11 protein-coding genes are annotated in these 11,942 nt (G+C 71.2%); 4 read left to right on the top strand and 7 right to left on the bottom strand.

Features of this window, described 5'->3' with window-relative positions:
- Positions 1 to 78 precede the first annotated feature (78 nt).
- Positions 79 to 666 (top strand): TetR/AcrR family transcriptional regulator, encoded by a 588-nt coding sequence (locus tag J2S43_RS13300; RefSeq protein ID WP_306829293.1) that lies wholly within the window; start codon positions 79 to 81, stop codon positions 664 to 666.
- Between the two features lie 538 nt (positions 667 to 1,204).
- Here J2S43_RS13300 and J2S43_RS13305 read toward each other — a convergent pair.
- The 7 genes from J2S43_RS13305 to J2S43_RS13335 form a co-directional block, all read right to left on the bottom strand.
- Entirely contained in the window at positions 1,205 to 2,698 is a 1,494-nt protein-coding gene (locus J2S43_RS13305) for an MFS transporter (protein ID WP_306839263.1), read from the bottom strand.
- A 20-nt stretch (positions 2,699 to 2,718) separates the two neighbouring features.
- A complete protein-coding gene (locus J2S43_RS13310; RefSeq protein ID WP_306829294.1) occupies positions 2,719 to 4,269 on the bottom strand; it encodes a hypothetical protein in 1,551 nt (516 codons plus the stop codon).
- The gene (locus tag J2S43_RS13315; protein WP_306829296.1) at positions 4,266 to 6,038 is read right to left on the bottom strand and encodes a flavin-containing monooxygenase; all 1,773 of its coding nucleotides are present in this window, start codon (positions 6,036 to 6,038) and stop codon (positions 4,266 to 4,268) included. Before J2S43_RS13315 ends, J2S43_RS13310 begins: the two co-directional genes overlap by 4 nt.
- A 262-nt stretch (positions 6,039 to 6,300) precedes the next feature.
- The gene (locus J2S43_RS13320) at positions 6,301 to 6,789 is read right to left on the bottom strand and encodes a nitroreductase/quinone reductase family protein (protein WP_306829297.1); all 489 of its coding nucleotides are present in this window, start codon (positions 6,787 to 6,789) and stop codon (positions 6,301 to 6,303) included.
- A gap of 152 nt (positions 6,790 to 6,941) precedes the next feature.
- Complete coding sequence (locus J2S43_RS13325) at positions 6,942 to 7,148, bottom strand: hypothetical protein (RefSeq protein WP_306829298.1); 207 nt, start codon at positions 7,146 to 7,148, stop codon at positions 6,942 to 6,944.
- Positions 7,149 to 7,570: 422 nt separating this feature from the next.
- On the bottom strand, positions 7,571 to 9,163 hold the full coding sequence (locus tag J2S43_RS13330; RefSeq protein ID WP_306829299.1) for a cellulase family glycosylhydrolase: 1,593 nt from the start codon (positions 9,161 to 9,163) through the stop codon (positions 7,571 to 7,573).
- Between the two features lie 137 nt (positions 9,164 to 9,300).
- Positions 9,301 to 10,170 (bottom strand): alpha/beta fold hydrolase, encoded by an 870-nt coding sequence (locus J2S43_RS13335; RefSeq protein ID WP_306829300.1) that lies wholly within the window; start codon positions 10,168 to 10,170, stop codon positions 9,301 to 9,303.
- 104 nt (positions 10,171 to 10,274) lie between these two features.
- Here J2S43_RS13335 and J2S43_RS13340 point away from each other — a divergent pair, with 104 nt between their 5' ends.
- Genes J2S43_RS13340 through J2S43_RS13350 form a run of 3 tightly spaced genes read left to right on the top strand, consistent with a single transcriptional unit; the run spans position 10,275 to position 11,934 of the window.
- Entirely contained in the window at positions 10,275 to 10,832 is a 558-nt protein-coding gene (locus J2S43_RS13340; RefSeq protein ID WP_306829301.1) for a response regulator transcription factor, read from the top strand.
- 32 nt (positions 10,833 to 10,864) lie between these two features.
- Positions 10,865 to 11,497, top strand: coding sequence for a cytidylate kinase family protein (locus J2S43_RS13345; RefSeq protein WP_306829303.1), 633 nt, complete (start codon positions 10,865 to 10,867; stop codon positions 11,495 to 11,497).
- Positions 11,498 to 11,523: 26 nt separating this feature from the next.
- On the top strand, positions 11,524 to 11,934 hold the full coding sequence (locus J2S43_RS13350) for an NUDIX hydrolase (protein WP_306829304.1): 411 nt from the start codon (positions 11,524 to 11,526) through the stop codon (positions 11,932 to 11,934).
- Positions 11,935 to 11,942 lie beyond the last annotated feature (8 nt).

An 11,942-nucleotide genomic window follows, 5' to 3' on the forward strand; every position in this document is an offset into this window, starting at 1 on the left:
AGCTGGCTGGTTGACGTCGTCAACCTAGCCGTGCAGGGTTGACGACGTCAACCCTGCACGGGGCGATAGGGTCTGCACGTGGCTCCCCGTACCCGTGAACTGCTGATCGACGCGGCGGTGGACCTGCTGGACGCGGGCGGGCCGGAGGCCGTCACCCTGCGCGAGGTCGGCCGCCGCGCCGGTGTGTCGCACAACGCGCCGTACAAGCACTTCGCCAGTAAGGAGGCTCTGCTCGCCGGTGTCGCCGCGGCGGAGCTGACCAGGATGGGCGGGGAGCTCGCGGCCCTGCGCGCCGGCTCAATGCCGGAGGGCGGGGTGCTGCGCGCGGCCCTGCGGGACTACGTCGCCTGGGCGGTGGCCGGTCCGGCCCGTTTCCGGCTCGTCTTCGGCGTCTGGTCGGCCCCCTTCGACGATCTGGTCCTGGCCGTGGAATCCGCCCGGAACACCCTGCTGGCCATCGTCGGGGACGCCCAGCGGGCCGGTCAACTCCCGCCGGGCGACACCGAGCGGATGATGTCGCTGCTGCAGGCGGTCACGCACGGGGCCGTCGACCTGACCCTGAGCGGGCACCTGGCGACCGATGGCAAGGGCAACGCCGACGCCGACGGCCTCGTAGACGACCTGCTGCGTTACCTGCGCGCCTCGGTGGCCGTGACCCCGCTCTGAGGATGCCGGCCGCCGGGTGGAACAGGGCAAGGAACCGGCACCCAGCAACGAGTACGGCCAGATGCTGAGACCCGATGCCGGCGGGTCCGGGGCGCATCCAGCTGGCCGTGACGTGTCGACGAGACTTTATGCCGCCATCCGATGCCGCTATTCTCCGAATGGCGACGTCGGCGTTCCGATGTACGACTCCGGCCACGTAAACCTGTCCAGAGGGTTCCTGATTTAACCTCTTTCCCGGCGTGCTGAACAGCGCTAGAACGCCGCGAACCGCACGGGTCGAACGGAACGGCACCCACCGCCGGCTCTCGGCCCGGTTCCGGTGCCGGGACAGATAGGCGATCGGCGGAAGACCGGTGGCCGCGCGGAAGGGCCGCACCAGGGACGGGCTGACTCCCTCCACGTCGCCGGCACCGCGGCGTCCTTCGCCAACGACCAGCAGTCCTGGGCCCTCGTGGCAGGCTGATCCCGGCGGGGCCGGGGGACCGGTGCACCGCTGGTCCTCCGTTCCCCGCCGGCACAGGCGTCGCCGGGGTGGTCCTCAGCGGTGCGCGGGCGGCCCGTTCGCGGGCGATGGTGGTGTGGTGGCTGCCAGGTCGACGGGTGGTGCGGCGTCGGCGGTGGCTTTGTGGGGGTCGGTGATGTCGAGGCTGGTGCGCAGCGGTGCCGGTCTGAGCAGGACCGCGGCGAGTACGCCGAGGAGGGCGACGCCGGCCGAGATGGTGAAGACGAGGCCGGTGGCGTCGCCGTAGGCGTCCGCGGGCGGTGTTCCGGTGGCGGTGTCGGTGGAGACCTGGCGGGCGAGGACGGCGCCGAGGACGGTGACGCCGATGGTGCCGCCGAGCGAGCGGAAGAACGAGACGGTAGCGCTGGCGGCGCCGATGTCGGCGAGCGGGACGGCGTTCTGGACGACGAGGACGAAGTTCTGCAGGGTGAGGCCGACACCGGCGCCGATGAGGACCATGGCGGCGCCGATCAGCAGTAGCGGGGTGTGCCGGTCGATCAGGCCGAGGATCGCGAATCCGGCGGTGAGGCTGATCGCGCCGGTGACGAGGAAGGGCTTGACCCGGCCGGTACGGCTGATCAGGTTTCCGGCGACGATCGAGGCGAGCAGGATGCCGGCCATCATCGGGATGGTGAGCAGACCGGCCTGGGTGGGTGTGTGGCCGCGGCTGACCTGGAAGTACTGCGTGAGGAACACGGCGGCGCCGAACATGGCGGTGCCGGCGGCGAGGCTGCCGAGGATGGCCAGGGCGGTGGTGCGCTGCCGCAGCACGCCTGGCGGGACGACCGGCTCGGCCGCGCGGGTCTCCACCCACGCGGCGGCCGCGAGCAGCAGCAGGGCACCGCCGGTCAGGGCCGCGGTCTGCCAGGACAGCCAGGCGAAGGCGTCGCCGACGAACGAGATCCAGATCAGCAGTGCGCTGACGCCCGCGGTGATCAGGGTCGCGCCGGCGTAGTCGATGCGGACGTGGTCCCGGCGTACCACCGGCAGACGCAGGGTGATCTGCAGGAGGATCATGGCGAGGACCGCGAACGGGACGCCGATGAGGAAGCACCAGCGCCAGCCGAGCCACGAGGTGTCGACGATGAGCCCGCCGACCAGTGGCCCGCCGATGGTGGACAGTGCGGTGGCGCTGCTCTGGTACCCGGCGTAGCGGCCGCGTTCCCGGGGCGGGATCATCGCGCCGATCGCGATCTGGACCAGGGCCTGGAGGCCGCCGACGCCGGCGCCCTGCAGCGCGCGGGCGGCGATGAGCTGGCCGCCGTCCTGGGCCAGGCCGGCGGCGACCGAGCCGGCGATGAACACCGCGGCGGCGGCCTGGAGCAGTGCCTTCTTGCTGAACAGGTCGGCGAGCTTGCCCCAGATCGGGGTGGTGGCGGTCGCGGCCAGCAGCGTGGCGGTGACCACCCACGTGTACTGGGTGGGCGTGCCGTGCAGGTCCAGCAGCATCCGTGGCAGCGCGGTCGACACCACCGTGCTGCTCAGCGTGGACACGAACAGGGCGAGCAGCAGCGCGGTGAGGGCCGGCATGATGTGCCGGCGGCCGGTGGTCACGGATGCTCCGCGGGGGTGAGGTGCAGGATGCCGCCCTCGCCGTCGGCGGCGAGGTAGAGCGAGCCGTCCGGTGCGGCGGCCAGCCCGGCGAACGGGCGGGGCACGCCGGGCAGGCCGTGCGCGGACAGTGCCGGGAGGTCGCGGTGTGCCCCGCCGGCCGAGGGCACGTCGGTGGTCTGCGGGTGCCCGCCGGTGAGCAGGTCCACGGAGACGAGCCGATGCCGGCCGGCCTCCGCTGCGAACAGGCGGCCGTCGCTGATCGCGAGGCCCTGCGGGGTGTCGAGATCCTCGATCAGTGGCACCGGTACGCCGTCGTCGAGGCGGGACACCGTGCCGTGCCGCTCGTCGCTGACGTAGACGTGGCCGTCGTGCACGGCGACGCCGGCCGGGCGGCCGAGCCCGTCGGCGAGCACGGTGACGGTGTCGTCGGCGTCGATGGTCAGCACGCGGCCGGCGCCGGACTCGGCCACGATCAGGGTGCCGTCCGGGCCGGCCACTATGCCGAGTGGCGCGTCGAGGCCGGTGGCTCTCATCCGTACCGTGCCGGTGGTCTGGTGGTAGGTGTTGACCTGCCCGTATTGGGAGGTCAGGTGCAGCAGGTCGCCGTCGGCGGCGACGCCGTGCACGAAGTGGAGCAGCGCGGTGGTGGCCACGTCCGCGTCCGGGCCCTGGGCGCGGGCGAGGCGGTAGTGGTCGGCGGCGTGCACGGTGCCGCCGAGGTCGACCGTGATCCCGTACGGGCCGGTGAGCCCGCGCGGCGCGATCTCACGGGTGCGCCCGTCCGGGTGCAGTTCGCTCAGGCCGCCGCTGGCGAAGCTGGTGACGAACATGCGGTTCTCGGCGTCGAACGCGGCGTTGTCCAGGCCGGTGATCCCGCTGGTGACGATCGTGCGGTCACCGCTGCCGTGCAGGTCGATGCGGGTGACGATGCCCTCGGCGCCGCGGGAGAGGACCAGCAGCGTGCCGGCGAGGTCGAAGCGGACCGCGACCGGCTGGTGGACGCCGGCCGCGACGAGTTCCGGTGCGCCGCCGTCCGGCGAGACGCGGTGCACCTCGCCGGTGAGCATGTGCGGGTAGTACAGGTGGCCGTCCGGGCCGAGCTGCATCGCGTTGCCGACGGCCAGCCCGCCGGTCAGCACCGCCGGCTCGTCGCCGGCGCGCAGCTCCAGCAGGCGGCCGTCGCGGGTCATCTCGTTGACGAACAGCCGCTCGCCGGCGAACGCGATACCGTTCGGCAGCCGCACCTGGTCGGTGACCAGCGTGATCGTGCCGTCGGCGGTGCGCCGCCAGACCCGGCCGGGCACCGTGTCGATGATGTACATGGTGCCGTCCGGGGCGAACGCGAGGTCGTCCGGTGACTGGACCGGGCCGCCGGGCGGCACGACCACCTCGACGTCGCCGGTCCGGACGTCCACGGCGCTGATCTGCCCGGCGAGGAACTGGGCCACGTAGAGGCGGCCGTCCGGGCCGAACGCGGCGCCGTTGGATCCGCGCAGCGGCGTGAGCCGGTTCAGCCGGTTCAGCCGGTGCATCCGTGCCCCGCTCACGCGCCGGCCAGGATCTCGTCGAAGCGGTCCCGGGCGCGCCAGTCCCGGAGCAGGTCGTGGAACGCGACCGGGCCCGGGCCGTAGGAGTTGTTGACCGGCCGTGGCCTGCCTTCGTTGTTGTAGTAGCCCGGCGTGCACTCGGCCTGGAACGTCAGTGTGTCCGGCGCGACCTGGCGGATGGTGGCGACCCAGTCCTCCTCCGCCGCCGCGGTCGGCTCGATCCAGCGGGCGCCGCGCTTGCGGGCCTCCGCGACCACGGCGCCGATGTGGATCGCCTGCTGCTGGAGCAGGTGGACGAAGTTGACCGAGTTCGCGCTCTGCAGCGCGCCGAGGTGGAACAGGTTGGGGAAGCCGTGGCTGTAGAAGCCGTGCAGGGTGCGTGGCCCCCGAGCCCAGGCGTGCAGCAGCGGTACGCCGTCGCGGCCGTACACCGGCATGGTCCCGGAGACGACGCCGGAGACGCCGGTCTCGAAGCCGGTGGCGAAGACGACGCAGTCGACCTCGTACTCGTCGTCGCCGACGACGACCGCGTTCTCCGTCATCCGGGTGATCCCGCCGGTGTCCGCGGTGTCGACGAGCGTGACGTTCGGCCGGTTGAACGTCGGCAGGTAGGTGTCGCTGAACCCGGGCCGCTTGCACATGTACCGGTACCAGGGCTTGAGCTTCTCCGCGACGGCCGGGTCGGTGACGATGTCGTCGACGCGGGCGCGGATGTCGTTCATCTTCGCGAAGTCGGCCAGCTCCAGCTCCTCGTCGCTCATGGCGGCGCGGGTGCCGGTGAGGTAGGTGGTCTGCAGGTGCCCGGTGCCGGTCCAGCCGTCGCCGACCAGGTCGACGTGGGTACGGCCGCCGCTGACGATGGTGAGGAAGTTGTCCATCCGCTCCCGTTGCCAGCCCGGCTCCAGCGCGGCGGTCCAGTCCGGGGCCAGCGGCCGGTTGTCGCGCACGTCGATCGAGGACGGGGTGCGCTGGAAGACGTAGAGGTGTCCGGCGTCCCGGCCGAGGTGCGGGACGACCTGGATGCCGGTGGCACCGGTGCCGACCACGGCCACGCGCTTGTCCGCGAGCCCGTGCAGGCCGCCGTCCGCGGTCCCGCCGGTGTAGTCGTAGTCCCACCGGCTGGTGTGGAACGTGTGCCCGCGGAACGTGTCGATGCCGGGGATGCCGGGCAGCTTCGGCTGGGTCAGCGTGCCGGACGAGACGATCACGTAGCGGGCGCGGAAGTCGTCGCCGCGGTCCGTGCGGACCTGCCAATCCGCCGCGTCCGAGTCCCAGCGCAGCTCGGTCACCCGGGTGTGGAACATGGTGTCGCGATAGAGGCCGAAGTGCTCCGCGATCGCGACCGCGTGCCGGCGGATCTCGTCGCCGGGGGAGTACCGCCAGGTCGGTACGGTGCCGACCTCCTCCAGCAGCGGCAGGTAGACCGAGGACTCGATGTCGCAGTGGATGCCGGGGTAGCGGTTCCAGTACCAGGTGCCGCCGAAGTCACCCGCCTCGTCGATCATCCGGATGTCCTCGATGCCGGCCCGGCGCAGCTCCGCGCCGGTCAGCAGCCCGCCGAACCCGCCGCCCACGACCACCGCCTCCACCCGGTCGTGCACCGGTTCCCGGTCGGTGCGGGGCGTGTACGGGTCGGTGGCGTAGTAGCCGAACTCGCCGGTGGCTTTTCGGTACTGGGCGTTGCCGTCCGGGCGGATCCGGCGGTCACGCTCTCGCCGGTACTTCTCACGCAGGGCATCCGGGTCGAAGGTGAGGGCTTCAGGCGACATTCGAGACCTTTCGCGTCGTTGGTCCGGTCTCCTCAGCCAATCGAACCGAGCATTTTAAGTCAAATGATTGAACTCCAATGTGTCCTGTGGCACGACGGCCGGGAAGGGTCCGCTCGACGGTCGCGCGGGCCGAGGACCTCACCGAACGGCCGTCGAGCGGAGGTCATGCCGTCCTCCGGGATGTGCCGGATTCGAGAAGCGAGGCGCCGGGCTCTCCGGGGCGGCGTTCCAGCGCGCCCGCGGTGGATCCGGCGTGCGGCCGTCAGTGGTCCGGGCCGACCCGGAAGACCGGGAAGCCCGCGGCGAGGGTACGCAACTCCTGCTCCGACGTCGCGGCCGTGACCGGCACGTGCGGCCGGGCTCCGGGCGCCAGCCGCAGGTAGCGGCGCAGGATCGGCGGGCGCTGAGCCACCGGCACCTCGGACAGCAGCACCGGCTCCCGGCGGCCCCGGCGCAGCACCGCACGCCCGCCGGCCGCGCGCACGTTGTGCACCCAGTTGGCCCGCTCGCCGAGCATCGACACCAGGTACCGCTCGCCGTCGACGGTCGCGACGACCACCGGCACCGCGATCGGCCGTCCGCTGCGCCGCCCGATCACCTCCAGCGTCACGGCCCGCCGGGGCGACAGCAGGCCGGCGGCGTACTGTGCCGCGTCGATCCGGTTCATCAGCCGGGCGAGCCGGCCGGGCCGGTCGTCCGGGTACATCCGGCGTTTCGCCGCGTACAGCCGGTCGATAATCCAACGTCGCATGACGCACCTCCGAGTCTGCGCCGTAGCCTGCCGCTGGCGCGGCGTCCCCGGCCAGGGCCGATCGGCCCGGTCCGGCGGGCCGCCCGGGTCCACGCCGGACGGTGCCGCGTGCGGCGGAGAGCCCGACCGGCCTGATCCGCCTTTCGGCGGGCTCAGCCGTTGTCGCGGGTCATGACCGCGTGCAGGAGGGCGTGGAACGGGGTCGCGAGGTCGTTCTGGCCGGCCGAGGCGAGCGGTTCCAGGGGTGTGGAGACGCGCAGCATGGCCAGGCCCAGCACGGTCGTGAGCGCGATCTCGGCGCCGAGCAGCAGGCGGTCGCCGTCGGGGTGGGCGGGGTCCCAGCCGACGGCGGCCGCCATGCGTTCGACGATGATGCGCAGCCGGTCGAGGCGCAGCGGTCCGCCCGCGGGTCGGGGCCGCCCAGACCGGCGAGGCCAGCGGCGTCAACGCGATCGCCCGGACGATCGGCAGCAGCGTCGGCACCGCCGTCATCGCCGCGATCATCTCCTCGCACAGCACCCCGCAGGGCCTGCCCACCGACGCCGCGTTCACCACCGGCTTCTGGGCCTGCGCCGGTGTCGCCGTCCTCGCGATCGCGGCCGCGCTGGCGGTCCCGTCCGCGCACCGCCGCCACGAGGAGGCCGTCGCGCACCGCGTCGACGACCTTCCGCCGGAGCCGGCCGAACTGCACCTGCCGCACCTGCACGCGAAGCAGACGCACCGCTGAGACCGGAACGGCGTGGCCGGCCGGACGCGGGTCCGGCCGGCCACGCCGCCGTGATCAGCTACAGGTGGCGCCGTTGAGCGTGAAACCGGTGGGAGCGGCGGCGTTGCCGGTGTGGCTGGCCTGGTAGCCGATCGTGGTCGAGCCTCCCGGCGCGAGCGTGCCGTTGTAGCTCGCGTTGGTCGCGGTCACCGTGCCGCTGGCCGGGGCGTAACCGGCGCTCCAGCCGGAGACGATGCTCTGCCCGGCGGGGAGCGTGAAGGTCAGGTTCCATCCGTTGACTGCGGTGGCACCGGTGTTGGTGATGGCGATGCTGTTGGTCAGGCCGGTGTTCCACGCGCTGACCGTGCTGACGGCCCGGCAGGCGCCGGGTGCGGCCGTCGGCGACGCGGTGGGGGTCGGCGACGCGGTGCGGGTCGGTGATGCGGTGGGCGTGGGGCTCGTCCCGCCGCCGACGGCGCTCATGATCGCGTTGATGATGCCCTGCTGGGTGACCGTGGCGGAGCTTCGGTCGAACAGGGCGAACCCGTGCTGCCCGTTCCAGCCGTTGTCCCAGTAGGCGGTGGCCGCGCCGTACTTCTTCGCGGCCGCCACCAGGGCGCGCGCGAAGTCCGCACGGTAGGTGTTGTTCGACGGGTCGTAGGTCGTCTTGTCGATCGAGCCGTACTCCCCGACGAACACCGGGTAGCCGCGGGTGACGAACGCGTCGTGCGTCTTCTTCAGCTGGGCGTCCAGATGGTCCTCCTGGCCCCAGGTCGACGTCCTGGCCGGGTCGGTCGCGTTCGGCCCCCACTGGGTGATGGCGCCGTCCTCCTGCCCGGTGAAGTCCCACGGGTCGTAGTAGTGAACGGAGATCATGAGCCGCTGCTCACCGGCGGGAATGGTGGACGACCGGTACTGGTCGGTGGGGATGACGAAGCCGTAGTTGCCCACGGTGTAGTCGATGTTCGTGTTCCAGCCCGGCACCAGCAGCCACCGGGAGGCGTTGGTGCCACCGGTACGCCGTACCGTGTCGACGAATGTCTGGTTGTAGGCGTTGATGTTGGAATAGCACGGCTGGGTGGGCGCGCCGTACTGCCCGTCGAAGTTCTCGTTCATCGACTCGAAGATCAGGCGCTCGTTGTAGCCCTGGAACTTCGTCGCGATCTGCTGCCACACCTTCTGGTACTTGTCCCTGATCGTCGTCTGGTCCGCCGCGTCGCAGATCAGCCAGGAGCCGGTCACGGTCTTGTACCCGTCCCCGTGCATGTTGATCAGCACGTACAGGCCCTGGCTGTGGGCGTAGTTCACGACCTCGGCGATCCTGGTCAGCCATGCGGCGTCGACCGTGTAGCTCGGGCCCGCCCCGATGTGCCCGAGGTAGGAGACCGGGATGCGGATCGTCCTGAACCCCGAGGCCTTCACCCGGTTGATCAGCGCCTGCGTCACCACCGGGTTCCCCCAGGCGGTCTCGCTGGGAATCCCGTTGTTGTTGGCCTCCAGCGCGTTGCCCAGATTCCAGCCGGCCCCCATGTCCGCGACCAGCGCCGAGGCGCTCGCCTCGGCCACGACCTCGGCCGCGGCAGGCCTCGTCACGCCGTACACGGCACCGGCGAAGGCCACGGAGGCGGCGACGAACGCCAGCCCCACCCTCCGTGCTCTCGATCTCATGAATGTTTCCCCTCTCCTACGGGCTCGAAGTGCCGGACCGGAGGGTGGGTCTCCGATCCGCGCCTGCCCAGAAGTCTCACCACGTCACGCCGGTGTGTCAATCGATGAACATCGAACTTAGGATCGGCGTCGGCTCGTCATGGCACCCGCACCAGCTCGTCCAGCATCCGGTCAGCGGCGCCCACGGCGATCGAGAGGTGGCCCTCGCCCTGTTCGAGGTGCGCGACGACGCCCGGGATGTGCGCGGCGAGCCACCGGCCGTGGGTGAACGGGACCATCAGGTCCTCGCTGCCCTGCCAGACGAAGGTGGGCACGGTGATCTCGTCCAGCGAGAAGCCCCACGGCCTGACGAACGCGAGGTCGTCATCCACCCACCCGTCGACGCCGGACCGCAGCCCTTCGGCGAAGCTCGCGAGCATGTCGTCGCCCAGCTCGTCGGTCAGGACCGCCCGGTCGACCGGCGGCAGGATGCTCGCCAGGCTCGCCACCAGGCCGGCCGCGTCGGTGTCGCGCAGCCCGGCGGCCTCCTGCTCGAGGTAGGGGCGCAGCGCGGCCTCGCCGCGCCGGGCGTGCCCGAACTCGACGATGTTCTCCTCACCCATGCCGGCCATGAAGTCCAGGTCCGCCAAGCCGTGCGGCGCGACCCCGGCGATGACCAGCACCCCGGCCACCCGGCCGGCCAGCCGCGCGGCCGTGGCCAGCGCGTGCGGCCCGCCACCGGACCAGCCGCTCACCAGGCACCGCTCGGCGCCGAGGTGGTCGAGCACGGCTCGCACGTCCGCCACCACGTCCACGACCTCACGCCCGGCGGCGCGCGTCGACGATCCGTAGCCGGCGCGGGAGAAGGTCACGAACCGCAGTCCCCGCTCGTGCGCGGCGCGCTGGATGGACCGGAACGGCGGCACACCGCCGGGCGTGCCGTGGTGGAAGACCAGCGGCACGCCGTCCGAGGGCCCGCTCACGGCCACGTCCAGCACCCGGCCACCATCAACCTCGATCATCGTCATGGCCGCCATTGTGCACGCGGCGCGAGCCTCGACGACCGCCACGGACGTGGCATAGCGCCGCCGACCACCGACCCGCGCTGGCCGACAAGCCGCCGATCCTGTGCGTGACCTGGTGCGAGTCGCTCGTCGATCTGGTGCCGGAGATCGGCGCGGAGGTCGCCGACTACGTCACCAAGCCCTACCAGGCCGCCGAGCTGCTGGCCCGCGTCGAGGTGCTGCTCCGGGCCCGCGACGCCGCCCGCGACCCGGTGCTGCGCCACGGCGACCTGCTGCTCGACGAGGTCACCTGCCAGGCGTGGCGCGGTGACCGGCCGCTGGACGTGACCGCGGCGGAGTACCGGCTGCTGCGCTACCTGCTGCACAACGCCGGCCGCGTGCTGTCCAAGGACCAGCTGGCCTGGCAGGTCTGGGGCGAGGCACGCGGCAGCAACGCGATCGAACGGCTGATGTCACGGCTGCGGCAGGCTCGCGCAGAAGTACGGCCCGCGTCAGATGCCGAGAGACGCGGTGATCTGCAGCCGCCGGTCAACGGCGAGGGTCGGTGGGTCCGCCAGATCGGCGCGGATCATGTGCGCCCACGGACGGAGGGCTCGGGGGTTTGCAGTCGCGTTGATCGTATTGACGAGCGGCGTGATACTGGGTTGCGGACAGTGATTCTCTGATTGCTGGTAGTGGTGGGGTTGGGTGGCTGTGGATGAACATTGCCGTCTCCGGGCTTGCTGCGGCTGGCAAGACCACGCATGCGCGACTGCTCGCACGATGGCTTGATTTCGACTATGTCTCGGCCGATGAGAGCTGGCCGGGCCGCATGAGATTCGTTCAGGGCGTCGGTGTGGAGCGGCATGGGGCCAAGACTGACGGTGATTCGTCCGTTGAAGTGGTGATCAATACGTTGGTGGATGCGCTGCGCACGCGTGACCGGACCGTGTTCGATTCGTGGGCGGCGCCATGGCTTCCGGCGAGTGTGCCGTGCATCCGGGTGTGGATCGAATCCACGCTGGACTCCCGCGCGGGTTGGTGGCGGGCTGCGCAGGAGCCGTACGGGCCACGACCCGCCCTTGAGGACTGCCGCCGGGTGCTTTCGGCGAAGGATGCCGACACCGCGCGTCGGCATCGAACATTGCTCGGTGCCGGATTCGGCTCTGACCGGAGCGTCTTCGATGTGACGGTCGACGGATCGAACCTGTTTCACCAGGACGCGATGGGCTCCGTACGACGGGCGACTCTGGTCGTCCATGAAGCACTGAAGGCTGGTATTTCGGAGTGTCTGACTCCGGACTGCGGTGGCGGCATGCACAGTGGCACTGTGCACACCTATCTGACGTGACCGCTGATTTCGGACGAAGGGGCTTCATGAATCAGCTCAAGCTGGCCGGTTGTGTGATCAGGAACGAGGACGGAGGCATCCTGCTGCTGCATCGCAACACTCCCAGGCGTGTGCAGTGGGAAATTCCTGGGGGCAAAATTGACCAAGATGAGGATCCCAGCGCCACTGCCGCCCGCGAGGTGCTCGAGGAGACCGGCGCCGAGGTTGCCATCGTTCGCCACCTGGGCGAGAAGGCGTTCGAGGAGGACGTCTACACGATGGTGTACTCCTGGTATCTGGCGGAGGTGGTCAGCGGTTCCCCGATGGTGCGGGAGCCGGACACGCATGACGACTGTCGGTTCTTCAGCCCGGCTGAGCTGGACGGCATGGCGCACGAGCTGTCGCCGAACACCCGCAACTTCCTCACCGAGCTGAAATCGGGGAAGATTTCAATCTAGGGTCTTCG

Origin of the sequence: Catenuloplanes nepalensis (assembly GCF_030811575.1) — a bacterium.
In the GTDB taxonomy this organism is placed as follows: Bacteria; Actinomycetota; Actinomycetes; order Mycobacteriales; family Micromonosporaceae; genus Catenuloplanes; species Catenuloplanes nepalensis.